The sequence below is a fragment of the Rhodococcus sp. FG69 genome, assembly GCF_057808915.1.
Genome location: NZ_JBMDIX010000046.1, coordinates 25689 through 42740, shown reverse-complemented (window position 1 = coordinate 42740; position 17052 = coordinate 25689). Strand labels below are relative to the sequence as shown.

General features: G+C 61.8%; 18 protein-coding genes. 4 read left to right on the top strand and 14 right to left on the bottom strand.

What is annotated here, in order from left to right; all coding sequences use genetic code 11:
• Nucleotides 1-176: 176 nt before the first annotated feature.
• From ACODSO_RS25940 to ACODSO_RS25920, 5 genes are all read right to left on the bottom strand, one after another.
• Entirely contained in the window at nucleotides 177-1442 is a 1266-nt protein-coding gene (locus ACODSO_RS25940; RefSeq protein ID WP_489039541.1) for an acyl-CoA dehydrogenase family protein, read from the bottom strand.
• A 122-nt stretch (nucleotides 1443-1564) separates the two neighbouring features.
• Nucleotides 1565-2557 carry a helix-turn-helix domain-containing protein gene (locus tag ACODSO_RS25935; RefSeq protein ID WP_489039540.1) on the bottom strand — a complete coding sequence of 331 codons (993 nt, stop codon included), beginning with the start codon at nucleotides 2555-2557 and terminating at the stop codon, nucleotides 1565-1567.
• Between the two features lie 245 nt (nucleotides 2558-2802).
• On the bottom strand, nucleotides 2803-3186 hold the full coding sequence (locus ACODSO_RS25930) for a DUF5313 family protein (protein WP_489039539.1): 384 nt from the start codon (nucleotides 3184-3186) through the stop codon (nucleotides 2803-2805).
• Nucleotides 3183-5093, bottom strand: coding sequence for a phosphoenolpyruvate carboxykinase (GTP) (locus tag ACODSO_RS25925; protein WP_489039538.1), 1911 nt, complete (start codon nucleotides 5091-5093; stop codon nucleotides 3183-3185). Before ACODSO_RS25925 ends, ACODSO_RS25930 begins: the two co-directional genes overlap by 4 nt.
• Before the next feature lie 68 nt (nucleotides 5094-5161).
• Nucleotides 5162-5692: a hypothetical protein gene (locus ACODSO_RS25920; protein WP_489039537.1), complete on the bottom strand. Its 531-nt coding sequence runs from the start codon at nucleotides 5690-5692 to the stop codon at nucleotides 5162-5164.
• 266 nt (nucleotides 5693-5958) lie between these two features.
• On the opposite strand from ACODSO_RS25920, the gene ACODSO_RS25915 reads away from it, so the two are divergent.
• The gene (locus tag ACODSO_RS25915) at nucleotides 5959-6249 is read left to right on the top strand and encodes an ArsR/SmtB family transcription factor (protein WP_489039544.1); all 291 of its coding nucleotides are present in this window, start codon (nucleotides 5959-5961) and stop codon (nucleotides 6247-6249) included.
• Between the two features lie 155 nt (nucleotides 6250-6404).
• Here ACODSO_RS25915 and ACODSO_RS25910 read toward each other — a convergent pair whose 3' ends face one another.
• Complete coding sequence (locus tag ACODSO_RS25910; RefSeq protein WP_489039536.1) at nucleotides 6405-7178, bottom strand: sulfite exporter TauE/SafE family protein; 774 nt, start codon at nucleotides 7176-7178, stop codon at nucleotides 6405-6407.
• Between the two features lie 172 nt (nucleotides 7179-7350).
• On the opposite strand from ACODSO_RS25910, the gene ACODSO_RS25905 reads away from it, so the two are divergent.
• Together ACODSO_RS25905 and ACODSO_RS25900 are read left to right on the top strand one after the other, a co-directional pair.
• Entirely contained in the window at nucleotides 7351-8730 is a 1380-nt protein-coding gene (locus tag ACODSO_RS25905; RefSeq protein ID WP_489039535.1) for an MBL fold metallo-hydrolase, read from the top strand.
• 76 nt (nucleotides 8731-8806) lie between these two features.
• Nucleotides 8807-8980 carry a hypothetical protein gene (locus tag ACODSO_RS25900; protein WP_489039534.1) on the top strand — a complete coding sequence of 58 codons (174 nt, stop codon included), beginning with the start codon at nucleotides 8807-8809 and terminating at the stop codon, nucleotides 8978-8980.
• Here ACODSO_RS25900 and ACODSO_RS25895 read toward each other — a convergent pair.
• The 8 genes from ACODSO_RS25895 to ACODSO_RS25860 form a co-directional block, all read right to left on the bottom strand.
• Nucleotides 8963-9496: a flavodoxin domain-containing protein gene (locus ACODSO_RS25895; RefSeq protein WP_489039533.1), complete on the bottom strand. Its 534-nt coding sequence runs from the start codon at nucleotides 9494-9496 to the stop codon at nucleotides 8963-8965. The genes ACODSO_RS25900 and ACODSO_RS25895 overlap by 18 nt on opposite strands.
• A gap of 65 nt (nucleotides 9497-9561) precedes the next feature.
• Entirely contained in the window at nucleotides 9562-10458 is an 897-nt protein-coding gene (locus ACODSO_RS25890) for a universal stress protein (protein WP_489039532.1), read from the bottom strand.
• Nucleotides 10459-10570: 112 nt separating this feature from the next.
• Entirely contained in the window at nucleotides 10571-10765 is a 195-nt protein-coding gene (locus ACODSO_RS25885) for a hypothetical protein (RefSeq protein WP_489039531.1), read from the bottom strand.
• Between the two features lie 40 nt (nucleotides 10766-10805).
• Complete coding sequence (locus ACODSO_RS25880; protein ID WP_489039530.1) at nucleotides 10806-11657, bottom strand: hypothetical protein; 852 nt, start codon at nucleotides 11655-11657, stop codon at nucleotides 10806-10808.
• Nucleotides 11654-12664: an ABC transporter ATP-binding protein gene (locus ACODSO_RS25875; protein ID WP_489039529.1), complete on the bottom strand. Its 1011-nt coding sequence runs from the start codon at nucleotides 12662-12664 to the stop codon at nucleotides 11654-11656. Before ACODSO_RS25875 ends, ACODSO_RS25880 begins: the two co-directional genes overlap by 4 nt.
• A 139-nt stretch (nucleotides 12665-12803) precedes the next feature.
• Nucleotides 12804-13403: a hypothetical protein gene (locus tag ACODSO_RS25870; protein ID WP_489039528.1), complete on the bottom strand. Its 600-nt coding sequence runs from the start codon at nucleotides 13401-13403 to the stop codon at nucleotides 12804-12806.
• Between the two features lie 31 nt (nucleotides 13404-13434).
• Nucleotides 13435-14331 (bottom strand): universal stress protein, encoded by an 897-nt coding sequence (locus ACODSO_RS25865; RefSeq protein WP_489039527.1) that lies wholly within the window; start codon nucleotides 14329-14331, stop codon nucleotides 13435-13437.
• A gap of 31 nt (nucleotides 14332-14362) precedes the next feature.
• The gene (locus ACODSO_RS25860; protein WP_489039526.1) at nucleotides 14363-15259 is read right to left on the bottom strand and encodes a universal stress protein; all 897 of its coding nucleotides are present in this window, start codon (nucleotides 15257-15259) and stop codon (nucleotides 14363-14365) included.
• 191 nt (nucleotides 15260-15450) lie between these two features.
• Between ACODSO_RS25860 and ACODSO_RS25855 the strand changes: the two genes are divergently transcribed.
• Nucleotides 15451-16971, top strand: coding sequence for a SulP family inorganic anion transporter (locus ACODSO_RS25855; protein WP_489039543.1), 1521 nt, complete (start codon nucleotides 15451-15453; stop codon nucleotides 16969-16971).
• Nucleotides 16972-17052 lie beyond the last annotated feature (81 nt).

The following is a 17052-nucleotide window of genomic DNA, read 5'->3' as shown; positions in this document are numbered from 1 at the left end:
GCGAACGCTACCGCTACCCACCATTCTGAACAGCCCCCGAACCCACCCGCCGCGCGCCCAGTGCCGCAGCCGGGGAGCGGTGTGGCTTCCCACGACTGCGGCACTTTCTACCGTTGCGGCACTGTCTACCGTTGCGGCACTGTCTACCGTTGCGGCACTGTCTACCGTCGCTTACTTTATGCCGGGCCGGCGACCGACAGCCGGTTCTCGGACGCGGCGAGCGGATCGAAACCGTCCTGCTTGAGCAGGGTATGGATGTTGCGCCGCCTGACCCCCATGTTTCCGCCGTCGTAGACCGGGAAGCAGAGAACATCTTCCATGATCGCGGCTATCGGGGTGAGGTTCGTGTAGGCATCGACGCCGACGAGGCGCATGGCGTCGTAGACGACCTGAACTGCGGTTTCGGAAGCGAAGATCTTGACTTGGTTGGCGAGCTCGCGGTCCTTACCGCCTGTGCGGTCGAAGTGATCGGCGGCCTTCCACGCGAAGTACCGGACGGCTTCGATTCGGGTCTTGATGTCGGCGAGCATGTAGCCCGCATTCTGGTAGTCGATGACAGGCACAGGCCCGGAACGGTGGTCGGTCTTGGCGAACTCGTAGGCATAGTCGAAGGCTGCACGCATTCGACCTACGCACGCCGCGCCGATCGACGAGCAGGTCCAGGAAAACGCGGTGGCGACGATGTCGAGGCCATCTCCAGGCTTGCCGATCAGATTGTCGACGGGCACTCGCACATCGGTGAATTCGACGCGAGGCGAGTTGGTGGCGCGATGTCCGATGGTGTCGATCATGCCGGTGATCTCGACACCAGGTGTGCCGCGCTCGACGACGATGACGGCGAGTGATTCCGCCGGGGGGAGCGAGGGGTCGGTGCGGCATACGACGCTGATGAGGTCGGCGCCGTTTCCATCCCAGCCTGACGCGTTTGTCGTGTAGTGCTTGGCGCCGTTGATGACCCACTCATCTCCGTCACGGCGCGCGAAAGTTTGGATGCCGACTGTGGGGTCCGGCGAATCGTAGTTCGCACCGCCGGTGACCTCCGTGTAGGCGATTGCGGCGAGGCGGGCGGTGCCGTCGCAGAACAGGGGAAGCCATCGCTGCTTCTGTTCGTGTGTGCCGAAATTTATGATCGGGTTCAGTCCGAGACCAGTGCCCAGAAGGGCCGAGGGAACGTTGATGTCGACGCGCGCAAGCTCCTCGGCGGCCAAGCTGAAAGTCAGGTTGTCGAAGTACGCGCCGCCGTACTCGTCGGGAACCAGCCCTTTCACGAAACCGAGTCCTGCGAGCTGCTTGTAGATCGGTTCCAATGCATAGAAGCGATCTTCCGGCCGAGGCAAGGACGCGATTGCCGGGGCTACGCCGGAGAGGATGTCGTCGGCGACTTGGCGTGCCATCATGCGTACAGCAAGTTGTTCAGGGCTGAGTTCGAAGCTCAAAGTCATCGGGATCTCCTGGATGCTGTGGGAAGAAGTGGACGGGCGACGTTGCCTCATCCCAAGCATCTCCGGAGAGCATCTGTTCGGTCTTGTATCCGACGGCACCGACCTCGGTAAAATCGTGCAGACTACGCGGGCAACGCCTGCTGCCTGCGAGAATCCAGCCTCGGCGGTGAGAGCTGCATGGACTTGCGATAGTCGGTCGGGCTGCAGCCGAATCGAGAGCGGAACGCTTTGGCGAGATGAGCCGAGTCGGAGAATCCCCACGTCGTAGCTATCGACGCGATGGAACGGTCGTTGTGGGCATCGGCTAAGTCTCGACGGCACGCTTCCACTCGACGCTGACGAACGAGGGTGCCGAAGGTAGTGTCGGAGCGTTCGAACAGAGCATGCAGGGTGCGCACCGACACTCCCAGGTGTCGTGCTGTGTCCGCTGCCGTCACGCGGCCGAATGGCAGGTGCGTCTCGATGTACCGTCCTGCGGCGGCGCGCAGCAGGGCGTCGGTATCGTGGCCGCGTTGACTCTCTTGGTCAACGGCACCACCGAGCACCGCGCGCAATAGGTCGACGTGCGCGGCGCCGATCATCTGCCGTTCGACCGAGGCGAACGACGAGTCACTGCGCCACGTCTCGAGCATCAACGCGCTGAGGAGACGAGCCGATCCAAACGTGCCTCCGAAGCTGCGTGCAGTGGTGGAGCTGTCGGGAGTTGTCACATCGGCGAGTTGGGCGCGCGGAAGCCGAAAGGACAGCACTCGCCACAGCGATCCGTCTTCCTCTGGTTCGACGAACTCCAGGCGATACGGACGGGTGGAATCGACGACGGTGAATTCGCCACGTGAGACCATGCACTGTCGGCCGTCCTGAGTCGTCAGACAGTGTCCGTCCAACTGCAAATTAACGAACACGACGTCTTCCGAAGTACGAGCGACTTCGCGGTGTCCGTGCTCGATCCGTTGAGTGCACGAGGCAATTTCCGCGGCATTGCTACCGCCGACCTGGTTCGAACGCACCCATCCAGGTAGCCCGGACGGTACCGAGCTTCGTTCGATGTGATCGCGTGACCTCCACGGTGCCAGCGGCGTGAAGGCTTGGCACAGCACGTCAGCCCAGTAACTCATCTGATCGGGCGCATCTAGATCTCGTGTAGTCCAAAAGGCAGTCACAGGGCGCTCCGCATCCAGTCCAGGTCCAAAAACACTAGAACGCGGTTGTAAGGAGCGAGATGACTTTGCGTTACAAACTCCGACCGTGAAGCTCACGCCGGGTGACCGGGCGTTGAGAGCGTCGTCGCGTTTTCGAGCCGGAAGTGAGGTCGGCGCGTACGGCCGGGCGCCCCGGGGCAGTTCTATGTCGAGGCCTACTCCTATCGAGCGGCCCTGTACCGCTGCTTGTAGCGCGCCACCGTGTCGTCGATTTCCTGTTGTTTGTAGGCCGTCAGAAGTGCGGGGTCGAGTCCGTGGCTGACCAACCGATGACGCTGGTAGATGGGCTGAAGAGCAATCATGAAGTAAACGAAGGGCAGTAGGAGGATCAGCGACATTCCTGCACGTATGAACAGCGGACCGGGCACGAGCAGACACGCGCCCAAGAGCGGGAGCAGCGGGACGATGCACCGCGTGGCGTAGTGCCGCGTCGATCCGGGGCCGGTGATGTCGTTGATCACCCAGGCATTGAACTGCTCGGGTAACGGCCGCCCCGCTATGTAGCGTGCGATCTGCCTACGATTGGGTCGAGGTGCGGGTGTCATCGTGTGGGGTTCCTGTCGGACGAAGGCGAGTACGGCACATCGCGGTGCTCGGCGGCGGCGGTGGCGGCGCCACTCGGGTAGGTGCTCAGGCGAACTTTGAGCCAATTGAGTTCTTGCCGAAGGTCATCGGGAAGTTTGTTGCCGCCAATGGTTGCGTACCACTGATCGATGAGGGCGAGTTCCCGGAGCATTTCCTCGGATTGGATTGCGAGCGCCTCGTCGAGGTCTGCGAGGTCGAGGTCGAGTCCGGTGAGGTCGAGTGAATCGGATGTGGGGACGAAGCCGAGAGGGGTATGCGTGGCATCGGCCCTACCATCGATTCGGCGCAGCGCCCAGTCGATGACTCGGAGGTTCTCGCCGAAGCCCGGCCACAGAAAATTTCCGTCGTCGCCACGGCGAAACCAGTTGACGTAGAAAATCTTCGGTAGGGCTCTGGGGGCAATCGCGTCAGCCCCGATGTCGAGCCAATGCTGGAAGTAGTCGCCGACGTGGTATCCGATGAACGGCAGCATCGCCATGGGGTCGCGGCGGAGCACGCCGACAGTTCCTGTCGAGGCCGCCGTCGTCTCCGACGAGAGGATCGAGGCCAGAAAAACCCCGTGCTTCCAGTCGAATGCCTCGGTGATCAAGGGAATGGTTGTGGAGCGTCTGCCCCCGAAGAAGATGGCCGAGATGGGGACTCCCTGCGGGTCGTTCCACTCCGGAGCAGCCGTCGGGCATTGGTCGATGGGGGTGCAGTAGCGCGAATTTGGATGTGCAGCTGCGGTTTTGGTGTCCGGAGTCCAATCATTGCCGCGCCAGTCGATCAGGTGATCTGGTGCCTGTTTCGTCATGCCCTCCCACCACACTCCGCCGTCGTCGGTCAGTGCGACGTTGGTGAAGATGGAGTTGCCGCCGGCGATGGTGCGCATCGCGTTCGGGTTCGTCTTCATCCCTGTCCCGGGGGCCACCCCGAAAAAGCCGGCTTCGGGGTTGACGGCGTAGAGCTGCCCGCCTGCGCCGAAGCGCATCCAGGCGATGTCGTCGCCGATCGTTTCTGCGGTCCAGCCGTCGAGAGTCGGTTCGAGCATCGCCAGGTTGGTCTTGCCGCAGGACGACGGGAACGCCGCCGCGATGTAGCGGACGTCCTTGGTGGGTGACGTGAGCTTGAGGATGAGCATGTGTTCCGCCAGCCAGCCTTCGTCCCTGGCCATGGTAGAGGCGATACGCAGGGCAAACGACTTCTTGCCGAGGAGTGCGTTGCCGCCGTAGCCGGATCCGTAGCTCCAGATGGTCCGGGTCTGCGGGAAGTGGCTGATGTATTTGGTGTGGTCACACGGCCACGGCACGTCCTGCTGGCCGGGAGAGAGGGGGGCGCCGACTGAATGTAGCCCTTTGACGAAAGGTGTCTCGGTGCCCATGCGTTGCCAAACTGGTGTGCCGGTGCGCGCCATCACGCTCATCGACACCGCGACGTACTCGGAATCGGTAATCTCGACTCCTATTTCGGAATCTTTCGAGTCCAAGGGGCCCATGCAGTACGCAACGACGTACATCGTGCGTCCTGCCATTGCGCCCCGAAACTGCTCCGTCAACACGGTCGTCATGTCGACCGGATCCATCCAGTTGTTCGTCGGGCCTGCATCGGATTCGTTGTCCGAGCAAATGAAGGTGCGATCTTCCACGCGTGCCACATCGTCTGGATCGGAGACGCATCGGAAGGAGTTCGCGGGTTCGCTCAGTTCGACGAAGGTGCCGCGATCGACGAGAACAGCTGTCAATCGACTCCATTCCTCGGGACTGCCGTCGCACCATGCGACCCGGTCGGGAGTCGTGAGTGCTACGACCTCGTTCACCCATCGTTGTAACTCCGGATGCGAGGTCGGTCCGCGGCTGAAGTCGAGGTCCACTGTGCTCGCTGTAGTCATGGTGTGCTCCTTCGGAGAGGGCTCTGGTGTGGATATCGGGTGGCCGTCGTGGGCGGCGAGCAGCTCGCCTAGGTCGGTAGGACGTCACCGGGGGTTGTCTGCAGAACCATCGCGCGAGCACACGCGGCCAGAACCGGTGTATCGATCTGCGCGATCAGTTGTCTACCGAGCGCGTCGGACAGTCCCGCCAGCGAGACTGTGGCTGCAGACATGACATCGGGACCGGCGGTGATCGCGTCCTCGATCTCGTCGTCGAGGTCCTCCGGAACACGCAGGTCGACCAGAATGTGGTTGTGTGAGCTCACGCGCCTCAGCGAGAAGTCCTGGGTGTCACGGGTGTTCCAGCTGGTGATGCTGCCGATTCCGCACGCGAGGAGTACCGGGCCCAGCAGCGGAGCGTGTTCTGGGCACGCTATGACCACGCATCCACTGCCTCCAGGAACACCACGATTGGCGAGCGTGGACACCACAGCCGCCGCCAACGCGACTGTGATCGCACCGACTTCGGTAGCGCATGTCACGGTGTTCGGTCCGTCGACGCCGGGAAGTCGGACAGCGCGCCAGGACGAGACCTCGTCGTGGATATGTGGTGTCCTCATGTCGCTGACCTCCTGGTTGACTGCAGACCTTCTGGTTTATTACTTTATAACTACACGATCTACTTAATTTCTAAGTTTAGCAAGTAGCAAAGCTGTGACGTATCTGTCATCGATGCGCTGCAACCAGCAGCATTTTGCTGTGTTGCTAAAGTTCGCAAACAGCGCAGCTCGTGCGTCCCTTCAGGCGAAGGACTCGTTGCGCCGGTGATCCGATGGAGTGCAGGAGAGTGACCGTGGCCCAGAAAGTGCGAAAGCCGCTGAATCAGATGAAGGCCGACTTCTTCAAGACGCTCGGCCACCCGGCCCGAATTCGCGTCCTGGAGTTGCTCAGCGAACGCGAATACGCGGTGTCGGAAATGCTGCCAGAAGTCGGGATCGAGCCTGCCAACCTGTCGCAGCAGCTGTCGATCCTCAAGCGCGCCGGTCTTGTTTCCTCCCGCAGGGAGGGGCTCTCCGTGTCGTACGTGCTCACTTCTCCCGACATCGCCGAGCTGTTGGCGACGGCGCGCTCGATCTTGTCCACGGTTGTAGCCGGCCAGGCCGAGATGTTGGACTAGAGCGTATGGGTTCCGCCGATCGCTGCCGAGATCGCTTCGAACGCAAGCAACTAGACCAAAGCCGCTGCAGAATTGGACTCATGGCGTGTGACCGAGCGTTCTGACGTCGCGGCGTATCGAAGTCGGATATTCCGTTGGCGTCGGCGCTATCGAGGTCAGCTCAGAAAGAACGCGTCGACGAGCACGTACGCGGCGACGGCGAAGACGAGGTACGCGAACCAATGTTGAAGTCGGGCCGTGTTCACTCGGGTTCCGAAGTGCCCGGCCAACACCGATCCCACGATGGCGGTGCCTGCGAAAGCAGCTGTGATCGCCCAGTCGATGCTCGTACCGCTCAGGTGGGAAACCAGTCCGGCCGCGGAGTTGGCAACGATGATGACAAGAGATGTGCCCACCGCTACGGACATCTCGATCCCGAGCATCAGCACCAGAACCGGGATGATCAGAAACCCGCCTCCCACGCCGAACAGTCCGGTCATGAATCCCACGGCCAGGCCTGCCGGGATGGAACGTGGCGCGCACCGTCTCCAGTTGATTCCTGATCCTCCTGTGCTGCAGGCTGTTCCGGCATTTCCTCGCTCGGCGAGCATGCGGGCTCCGGCCGCAATCATCACGACCGCGAATCCGACCAGCAGAACTGATTCTGGAAGTAGTTGTCCCACGGCGCTGCCCGCGAACGTGGCAGGAATGCCGGTCGCAGCGAAGACGCCGGCCAGTCGCCATTCGACCTGGCTCGCGCGCACCTTCGGAATCGCACCCATCGCGGAAGCCGCGCCGACGACGACCAGCGAGATGGGGATTGCTTGTTCCATCTCCAGCCCAAGAGCGAACACCAGGACGGGCACCGCCAGGATCGAGCCGCCGCCGCCGAGTAAGCCGAGCAGCACACCGATCACGGCGCCGAATCCGAGCGCCAGCACTAACGTCATGGGGTAATTCTCCGCTCCGGACCCGGTCGTCCGCGTATTTCGCCATTCTTCATGTCCGAACTCCTGCCATCCTAACTGATATACCCCCAGGGGTACTTGACATACCCTAGGGGGTATACGACACTGTGTCTATGGCCCTCGCAGAAACTGGGTCCAGCCCTACGGAGGAATCATGATTCTCGAGCAGTACTACATCGAATGCCTTTCGCACGCGTCCTACCTGATCGGCGACGAAAGCACCGGTCGGGCAGTTGTCGTCGATCCGCGCCGCGACATCGCCGAATACCTGGACGACGCCGTCGAACATGGCCTCACCATCGAGGGCGTCATCAATACGCACTTCCATGCAGACTTCGTCTCCGGGCATCTCGAATTGGTCGACGCCACCGGCGCGTGGATCGGTTTCGGTGAGGCCGCCGAAACCGACTACCCCATCCGTCGACTCCGAGACGGCGAGCGCATCTCCCTTGGAGAGGTCGAACTCGAAATCCTGTCCACCCCTGGCCACACGTGGGAGTCGATCTCGGTGTTGGTCCGTGAGAACCCGAGCGCCATCCCTACCGCCGTGCTCACCGGTGACTCCCTGTTCATCGGCGATGTCGGCCGCCCCGATCTGGTCAACCTCGGTGACGGATCCACAGCTGATCTGGCCAGGGCGATGTACCACACGGTGCACGACAAGCTGCTGACGCTGCCCGATCAGGTCACTGTCATGCCAGCCCATGGCGCCGGTTCCTCGTGCGGAAAGAACTTGTCCACTGATCTGACCTCCACCATCGGTGAGCAGCGTAGGACGAATCCTTCGGTGCAGCCGATGGACGAAGACACGTTCGTTGCGCTGGTCACCCACGGGCAACCGGCCGCACCGTCGTACTTCTCCGCGGACGCTGCCATGAACAAGCGCGTGCACCCGCTGTTGTCCCGAGACCATGTCGTCCCAGAATTGACGCCAGCAACGGTGAAGGAGGAACTCGCGGCGGGCACCCGCGTACTCGATGCGCGCAGCGTCGATGATTTCGCGGCCGGGCATCTGCGCATGTCCGTCAACGTCGGTTTCGATGGTCGCTTCGCCGAGACCGGCGGCATGGTTGCCGAGGTCGGCGCAAGGATCGTGCTCATCGCCTATCCCGGTGACGAGCAAGAGGCAGCGATGCGCTTGGCCAGAATTGGTTCGGACCATGTGGTCGGCTACCTCAGCGTCGATCGTGACGGGCTGTTCCCCGCGGAACTGGCCGAGCTGGTTCGCAGCGCTCCACGCACCACGGTTGACGAGCTCGAGGAGTTGCTGGCAGCAGACGGGGTGACGCTGGTCGATATCCGCAACCCCGGTGAACGCGAATTCGGCACGATCCCAGGATCGGTTCCGATTCCACTGGCACAGCTGCGAACCCGGCTCGAACAAGTCCCCACCGACAAGCCGATCGTCGTGCACTGCGCCGGCGGATGGCGCTCGAGTGTGGCCGCATCGCTGCTCCGCGCACAGGGTTTCGACAGTGTCTCGGACCTGCTCGGCGGCTATGACGCCTGGTCCGAGGCGCACGTTCCTGCTTGACACCATCCCCGCATGACACTGAACCCGCCTGACACCGAACCTGAGTCATGTTGACTCGCAACCTAGGAGAACTCGAATGTGCTATCCAATCTCGTGCTCGACATGCGGCAAGACCGGCTGGGACGGCTGCGGCCAACATGTCGACGACGTCATGCGTTCTGTCCCCGTCACCGCCCGCTGTACCTGCAGTGAGGACACCGCGCCGAACCAGGATCACCGACGGTCTTCAGGTTCATTGTTCGGTCGCTGACCTGGACGCGCCGGTCTTCAGAGTCGTACAGATGGTGTCGGCCCAGGCGTCGACTGCATCGTGTGATCGGTCGTCACCGTCGCCGGCGCGAACCATGCGGACAACCAGGCGCTCGAACCGAGACAGCGTCGACCTGTCGAGCTTGCCTCCGAATACCCGGTGTTCGATAGCCCAGGGTGCTTTGTCCCACTTGGAAGACGCTGCATCACTGGAAGACGCGGCATCATTGGAATCTTTCCCGATCGGACCGCTCGAGAACAGCCACACTGGCCTGCTTTCGAGCTCGGTCTGTTCGCGCTCTACCAACGACCGGGCCTCGCGCAACCAGCGACCCATGTAGACAGCACTTCCGATGATGACGGCGTCGTACTCGGCGATGCTGTCGACATCTGCTGCGTCGCGAATTTCGACCGAAGTGTCGCCGGTGGCGAGCCTGTCGGTGATGGAAGTGCCCAACCAGCGACCTAGTTCACGTGTGGAACCGTGGCGGCTTGCGGTGGCGATAAGTATGCGCATCAGCGGTCTTCCTCGGTGTCGGTAATGTCAGAAGGGAACTGGCGATCCGTGCTATTAGTTGCGTGTCATTGGTTTCGCCCCGAGACGATCATCACGGGTATGTCGACTGTGTGCAGTACTGCTCGGCTGGTCGAACCCAGCAACAGTGAAGTGAAGCCTCCGCGGCCGCGACTGCCCACGACGATCAGTTGCGCCGCTTCGGCAGCCTTGACGAGCTCCCTGACAGGCCTGTCTTTGACGACGATACGACGGATGGACACCTCGGGGTACTTTTCCTGCCATCCGGCCATGCTTTGAGCCAGGGCGACATCTTCTTCGGCTTCGATTCTGGCCCAATTGGATTCGATTCCCTGCATGTATCCGCTACTGAGGTCGAAGTCACTCCAAGCATGAACTGCCACGAGTGGAACCGAACGCAGTGATGCTTCTTCCAGCGCTGCCCTGATGGCAGGTTCGCTGGTGGCAGCTCCGTCGACTCCGACGACGACCGGTCCTTCCCGTAGTGGTTGATCAGCGGAGGGCGACCCTTTCACCACGACGACCGGACAACGGGCGTGAGTGGCGATCGCGGTACTGACCGAGCCGAACAATCCGCCGGTGAATTCTCCGCGACCGTGGGATCCGACGACAACCATGGCAGCGCTCTCGGAGAGTTCCATCAGGGATTGCGCTGCCGGACCCTCGCGCAGTGTCGTATCGACGCTCAGTGTTCGGCCCTGCGCCGCCTTGCGTGCGGTTTCGGTCGCTTCGACCAGTACAGCGGTCCCCGCCGATTTCTGTTGGGAGAAGATTCCAGCGCCGAGGTTCATCGCGTCGGCGTAGGTTCCCGTGGTTAGAAATATCGAGGTCGCAATCAGCAGCGGTGCCCGACGACTGATGGCCTCCTCCGTTGCCCAGCGAACCGCGTCCAACGAGGAAGCTGATCCGTCGACTCCGACGACTATTTGTGTGGCTGAGTTCATGGTCGGCCTCTCGTAAGTTGTTCGACGCGCCTCCTGATTCTCGGCACGAAATCGATATCTCAGCAGAGTCTTTCGTCCCGATCGCCAAGGACTATCGGGGCCGACACACGATCTATCGTTTCGTACTCGTAGGTGGCCACTCGAGTTCACTCGGGTGCGACACCCCTTGCTGAGACATCATGAGTCCGATCCGATGCTCGACGACGCGAAGTTGGGCGGCCAGCGGACTGCGCATCAGTGTTTCGTCGAACTCGACATCGTCCGGCCACTGGTGCACAGCGTCTTCGGCTGTCGAGGGCTCTCTCATCACATCTCGCCCGGACGCAGGGAATCGGAGTGGATTAGGTTCATGCATCGCGCCGCCTGAGGATCCACGCAGCCACTGAGATCAGCAGGACTGTCCAGATTGCTGCGACACCGAATCCCTGCCATGGCGAGAGGAGATCTGTCGACGCTTGTTTGGGCGAGGTGATCAGACTCCCGGCCTGCGAAGGGAGATAGGCGTAGATGTGTCGTCCTACGGTGCCGGGCAACAGTTGGGCCAGCGGCGCCAACACCAGTACGAATCCGATGATGCCAGTGACCGCTCCTGCTGTGTGCCGCACGATTGTGCCGATAGCAATGGCCATGATGCCCAGCAGCGAAAGGTAGAGCCCGGCGCCGATTACGGCCCTCGCCACACCAGGATCGCCGAGAGATACCGGTGCACGTGAGTGCATCAGCGCAGACCCGATGAAGAACGCTGGGAATGCGGCGATCTCGCTGACGACAAAGATCACGACGACGAACACTCCAGATTTGGCGGCCAAGACGGGTGTGCGTTTCGGGACTGCCATCAGGCTCGCCCTGATGGTGCCGCTGGCGTATTCGCTCGTCACCACGAGGACGCCGAGAACGCATACGGCCAACTGCCCGAGCAGAAAACCTGTGCCGAGAATCTGTCGGGCGGGATCAGCCAGGATCTGCCCCTGCCCCACTGGATCGACGTTGTCCCAGTACTCCACGGTCAACCACGTGAACAAGGTGGTGAATCCGATTGTGATCAGCACGAACAGTGCGAGAGACCAGGTGGTCGACCTCAGAGACACGAGCTTGGTCCACTCGGACTTCAACAGTGCAATTGCTAGCGATGCAGCTGTAGTGGGTTCCCGGCGCGCGACAGGTGCAGGCGAAAGCGCAAGTTCGGAGGGACGGCTCATCTCGCTGGTCCTTGGGTGGCGGATACTAGGGTCGACGGAACGGGCGACGGATCGTGCGACGAAACGGGATGTGTGAGTGCCATGAACGCCTGCTCCAGCGATGCCTCCACTGGCCGCAGCTCGTAAATGACAATGCGATGCATGTCGGCCAGTTCACCGATCCGGCGAGCAGGGATCCCACGCACCGTCAGTGCGTCGTCGAATCCCGGGAGGGTTCGACCGCCGTCTTGTTCGATGTATTCGCCGAGAGCGGTCGAATCGGAGGACTTGACTACGACGGACGGGTGACTGGCTCTGGCGATCAACTCTTCGGTGGTGCACTCGGCGATCAGCCGACCGTTCTCGATGACGACGAGATTATCTGCGGTTTGCGCCATTTCACCCATGAGGTGGCTGGAGACGAACACTGTTCTTCCCTCGCTCGCCAGGTGCCGCATCAGGTTGCGCATCCAGTAGATGCCGTCCGGATCGAGCCCGTTGATCGGTTCGTCCAGGATCAACACCGGCGGATCACCCAGCAATGCTGCGGCGAGCCCAAGTCGCTTTCGCATTCCCAGGGAGAACGATCCTGCGCGTTCGTTCTTGTTCTCTCGTAAACCGACGAGTTCGAGAACTTCATCGATTCGCCGACGGGGGATGGATTGCGTTTGAGCCAGATACAGCAGGTGGTGGTACGCAGATCTACCCGGATGGACAGCCTCGGAGTCGAGAAGCGTACCGACCGTGCGTAGCGGTTGTCGGAGATGGACGTAGTCCACACCTCCGATCAGTGCACGCCCGTGACTTGGGTGGTCGAGCCCGACGATAAGGCGCATCGTGGTGGACTTACCCGAGCCGTTCGGTCCGAGGAAACCCGTCACCTTTCCGGGTTCGACGACGAAGGACAGTCGGTCGATTACCAGCTTGTCGCCGTAGCTCTTGCTGAGTTCACTGACCTCGATCCGGTAACTCGACTCGGACTTGTTGTCGCTGTGCTGCTTTCGCTCGGTGCCTTGCTGATACGGCATGGCCACCTGTCCTTTGCTGGCGAAGTGCTGGTGTCGGTCGGCAGAACGTCCGGCTCGAGTGTGGCCCCCGACCCGTCGATGCGAGAAGGGACTTTGTGCCCGACGCGACCGCCGAAGGTATTTCGAATAGGCGTCACGATCACGGCCTACTCATGGTTCCGTTCTCGGCGGCGACGACGCCTGCATTCCATCCGGGTGCAGCTCCACCGATCGGCGGGGCGATGGATGCTGCGTCGATACCGCAGCGCATCAACACCCATGAGATGACGGAATTCGAATTCCACATCTCGCCGGTTCTCAGTTCGTCGCGACCCCAGACCAGAGCAGGAACCGTCGCGGCAACCTCGAGCACCCGTCGACAAGTCTCGGTGTCCTTCGCGAGCCGCCGCGGACTATCGGCTGCGTATTCCAGGTCTGCGATCGATCCGTTCTTCCAACAATGGACCTCGTATCTGAAGAAACTCGAGAATCCCGCTGCTCGGAGTCCTACCGGACCTTCCAGTGCAACGCCTCGATCGACATCCGGTCCACCCCACACCGGGGTCATTTCGACCACGTATTCGTCCGGAGGAATGGTTACGATCAGGGCGGAGTGATACAGGGCGAGGGCTGAACGGCGCTCGATCAGCGCGCGCACGCCCTCGAAGATTCTGCCGTTCCAGCGGACCGAGTGGCCACCGGCACCGAGTGGAAGCCAATACAGGTCGATTCCTGTGGTGCGTCCGGTCGTCCTCGTCATGCCTGACCTCCCGTTACCAGGCGACGTCATCTCATGCCGAGGGCTCTCGCGCAATGATCATCGGACAGTCGACGAGGTGAGAGAGCGAACGACTGGTGGATCCGAGCATGAGCCCACTGAAGCCGCCTCTTCCTCGTGAGCCCACTACGACCTCCTGCGCTCCCTTCGACAGCTCGAGGAGTTTGCTCACTGCACTGTCGCGCACCACTATCCGTTCCACTTTCACCTCCGGATATCGCTCTTGCCACCCGGCGAGGCTTTCCGCCAGAATTGCCTGCCCCGCCGCAACCAGAGCCGGCACATCGACAGGCTCGTCGGTGTCGTCGGGAAACTGGCGTAGTAGAACATGGTCCGCCCAGGCATGAACGGCAATGAGTTCGGCGCCGCGAAGCGACGCCTCTTCGAATGCGACACCGATCGCAATCTCGTTCTGCTCGGATCCATCGACACCCACGACGACCGGGCCGGACAAGTAGCCGGAGACCGGCACCCCGCGAACAATGGCTACCGGACAGTGCGCATGTGTGGAGACCCCGGCGCTCACCGAACCGAGTAATTCGGCGAAGTACTCACCATTCCCTCGTGACCCCACGACGAGCATCCGTGCCGTCGACGCCCGTTCGAGCAGTACTGGAATCGCGGGACCTACGATGGCCTCGGCAGTCACCGACAGCGTTGCGGGGTCGTCGACCGTCGCCGATGCGATCTCGGAAGCGGCCTCCAGTATTTTGGTCGTTGCGGCTTTCATCTCGCTGCCGATGTTGGGCGGAATCGCGATGAGCGTCGTATAGACGTTGGTGTTCTGGTAAGCCGACACCAGCTTCAGCGGAGCCCCGCGGAGTTCCGCGGCGCGGGCGGCCCACCGGACGGCGTCGAACGAGCTGCCGGATCCATCGACGCCGACGACTATCGGGGCGTTGTTGGTCATATCGACTCCTTCGTGTGGGGGGGCTAGCGTCTCAGTGGACGACGAGCACAGGACATTCGGCGTGGTGGATGAGGTTTTGACTCACCGAACCGAGAATCGCTCCGGACAGGCGACCGCGCCCACGACTTCCGACGACGATGACCTGGGCGGCCGCAGACAGAGCGCGCAGTTCGCGGGCGACCGTCGAACCCGAAGACTGGGTTGTCGCCTGAACGGATGGATACTTCTCCCGAAGCGGATCGACGATCTTCTGCAACCACGTGCGTTCGGCCTGACGCAGATGTTGCCAGTCCACTGCGCCGCCGTAGTCGAGTTCGTCCTTCTCCCGGACAGCTCCGACATGCACTGCAATCAGTGCGGCACTGAGTGTGTCGGCGAGTTCGAATGCAGCCGCCAATGCGCGTCGGGAAGGTTCGGAACCGTCGACGCCCACCACGATCGGAAGGGACTCGGACATGTTCTCGTCGGTTCGTGGCCGCCACGCAAGCACGGGACACTGTGCCGCATTGACCATCTCGACGATGGAGTAGCCGAAGGCGAAGTCGCGCAACGGCCCGGACTCGACGGAAGTGAGAACCATCATGTTTGCGTTCGCCGATAGAGACTTCATCAGTTCGACCGACGACGCATCCGAAATGGAACTCTGTACCTCGATATCCGGGTCGAGCTCATGCACGAGTCGGACAGCCTTGTCGAGGTAGCCCTGGCCGACATGGTGCAGTTCGGAATCGAGCCCTTGACGGGCGGCGAACACGGTGTCACCGAAGACCCACTCGACGCTGGGGAGTGCGTGCACGAGGTGGATGTGCGAATGTTGCAACTGTGCAAGTCGCACCGCCCATCGGACGGCTCCTGCCTCGTCCGGTGAGCCGTCGATGCCCACGCAGATGCTGTTCGCGCGGGTCGAGTCCACTGGTTCGTTGCTCAAGATGATCTCCTCGGATCGGATACGCGCTGTCCAGCCCAGTCTGTATCGCTGCCTGTATTCCTTGCAGAGCACAAAGTCCTCACATCGCTGGGCCAGACCGCGGCCACAGTCCGGTGGCCCCGATCCGATTCACAACCTTCTCTCCGGTGAGAGTAGATTCGCTGCTGCTTCGCCTTCTGCTGCGTATTCGAATGGAGTTCGTCGTGTCCACACCTGCCCGGACGTCTGTCGCCGAAGTCGAAGACACCTCGGTACTCGGCGCGTTGCGTTCGCCCCGGCGCCTGAAGACGGAGGTGCTGGCTGGTCTCGTCGTCGCACTGGCACTGATTCCGGAGGCCATTTCCTTCTCGATCATTGCCGGCGTCGACCCGCGGGTCGGTTTGTTCGCGTCGTTCACGATGGCGGTGACCATCTCCATCGTGGGTGGTCGTCCGGCGATGATATCGGCTGCGACCGGGGCGATTGCGCTGGTAGTGGCCCCGTTGTCCATGGATTACGGGCTCGACTATCTCATCGCGGCCGTCATTCTCGGTGGCGTCCTGCAGATCGTTCTCAGTGTCCTCGGCGTGGCAAAACTGATGCGGTTCATTCCGCGCAGCGTCATGGTCGGGTTCGTCAACGCTCTGGCGATCTTGATCTTCTCCTCGCAGCTCCCGTATTTGATCGGCGTTCCGTGGCTGGTCTATCCGATGGTCGCGGTGGGGTTGGTCATCATGTTCTTCCTGCCCAAGCTGACGACGATCGTTCCGGCGCCGTTGATCGCGATCGTGCTGCTCACTGCGGCGACCATCGTGTTCGCGTTTGGCGTCCCGGACGTCGGCGACGAGGGGGAACTGCCGTCGTCGCTGCCGTCGTTCCTGATCCCTGATGTGCCGTACACCCTCGACACACTGTCGATCATCGCTCCGTTCGCGCTGGCCATCGCGCTGGTCGGGCTGCTCGAATCCCTGATGACCGCCAAGTTGGTCGACGACATCACCGATTCGCACTCGAACAAGACCCGCGAAGGCTGGGGCCAGGGCGTCGCCAATCTCGTCACCGGCTTCACCGGCGGCATGGGCGGCTGCGCGATGATCGGTCAGACGATGATCAACGTGAAGGTTTCCGGTGCGCGTACTCGCATCTCGACGTTCCTCGCCGGATTGTTCTTGCTGATCCTCGTCGTCGGACTCGGCGACATCGTCGCGTTGATTCCGATGGCCGCGCTCGTCGCAGTCATGATCATGGTCTCGGTCGGCACACTGGACTGGCACAGCATCAACCCGAAGACGCTGCGGCGGATGCCCAAGAGCGAAACTCTCGTGATGGTCGCTACCGTGGCTGTCACCGTCATCACCCACAACCTCGCCTACGGTGTGGTCGTCGGAGTCGTGACCGCGATGGTGCTCTTCGCGCGACGAGTCGCGCACCTGACGGAGGTTGTCGACGTCGCCCACCCGGATGAGGACACCCGTGTCTACGCGGTGAAGGGGGAGCTGTTCTTCGCGTCGAGCAACGACTTGGTCTATCAGTTCGACTACGTTGGCGATCCGAAGAACGTCATCATCGACATGTCCGATTCGCATATCTGGGACGCATCCACCGTCGCCACCCTCGACGCGATCACCACCAAGTATGCAGCCAAGGGGAAGACCGCGACGATCGTGGGGTTGAACGCCTCGTCGATCGAGCGTCACGACCGTCTGAGCGGAAACCTGGGAGCTGATGGCTAGAGTGGGACCGCCAGGGCGAACGATCGAGCCCTTCGGCAACAACGGCCCGGGGTTCGAACGTGATCGGGCAAGGAAGGCAGC

What these genes read in the sequence shown, in the direction of transcription:
- ACODSO_RS25855 (WP_489039543.1), top strand. Translation starts at nt 15,451, where the DNA reads ATGGAGTTCGTCGTGTCCACACCTGCCCGGACGTCTGTCGCCGAAGTC.
- ACODSO_RS25895 (WP_489039533.1), bottom strand. Translation starts at nt 9,496, where the DNA reads ATGCGCATACTTATCGCCACCGCAAGCCGCCACGGTTCCACACGTGAA.
- ACODSO_RS25885 (WP_489039531.1), bottom strand. Translation starts at nt 10,765, where the DNA reads ATGAGAGAGCCCTCGACAGCCGAAGACGCTGTGCACCAGTGGCCGGAC.
- ACODSO_RS25920 (WP_489039537.1), bottom strand. Translation starts at nt 5,692, where the DNA reads ATGAGGACACCACATATCCACGACGAGGTCTCGTCCTGGCGCGCTGTC.
- ACODSO_RS25870 (WP_489039528.1), bottom strand. Translation starts at nt 13,403, where the DNA reads ATGACGAGGACGACCGGACGCACCACAGGAATCGACCTGTATTGGCTT.
- ACODSO_RS25905 (WP_489039535.1), top strand. Translation starts at nt 7,351, where the DNA reads ATGATTCTCGAGCAGTACTACATCGAATGCCTTTCGCACGCGTCCTAC.
- ACODSO_RS25915 (WP_489039544.1), top strand. Translation starts at nt 5,959, where the DNA reads ATGAAGGCCGACTTCTTCAAGACGCTCGGCCACCCGGCCCGAATTCGC.
- ACODSO_RS25930 (WP_489039539.1), bottom strand. Translation starts at nt 3,186, where the DNA reads ATGACACCCGCACCTCGACCCAATCGTAGGCAGATCGCACGCTACATA.
- ACODSO_RS25890 (WP_489039532.1), bottom strand. Translation starts at nt 10,458, where the DNA reads ATGAACTCAGCCACACAAATAGTCGTCGGAGTCGACGGATCAGCTTCC.
- ACODSO_RS25865 (WP_489039527.1), bottom strand. Translation starts at nt 14,331, where the DNA reads ATGACCAACAACGCCCCGATAGTCGTCGGCGTCGATGGATCCGGCAGC.
- ACODSO_RS25875 (WP_489039529.1), bottom strand. Translation starts at nt 12,664, where the DNA reads ATGCCGTATCAGCAAGGCACCGAGCGAAAGCAGCACAGCGACAACAAG.
- ACODSO_RS25925 (WP_489039538.1), bottom strand. Translation starts at nt 5,093, where the DNA reads ATGACTACAGCGAGCACAGTGGACCTCGACTTCAGCCGCGGACCGACC.
- ACODSO_RS25935 (WP_489039540.1), bottom strand. Translation starts at nt 2,557, where the DNA reads ATGAGTTACTGGGCTGACGTGCTGTGCCAAGCCTTCACGCCGCTGGCA.
- ACODSO_RS25900 (WP_489039534.1), top strand. Translation starts at nt 8,807, where the DNA reads ATGTGCTATCCAATCTCGTGCTCGACATGCGGCAAGACCGGCTGGGAC.
- ACODSO_RS25880 (WP_489039530.1), bottom strand. Translation starts at nt 11,657, where the DNA reads ATGAGCCGTCCCTCCGAACTTGCGCTTTCGCCTGCACCTGTCGCGCGC.
- ACODSO_RS25910 (WP_489039536.1), bottom strand. Translation starts at nt 7,178, where the DNA reads ATGACGTTAGTGCTGGCGCTCGGATTCGGCGCCGTGATCGGTGTGCTG.
- ACODSO_RS25940 (WP_489039541.1), bottom strand. Translation starts at nt 1,442, where the DNA reads ATGACTTTGAGCTTCGAACTCAGCCCTGAACAACTTGCTGTACGCATG.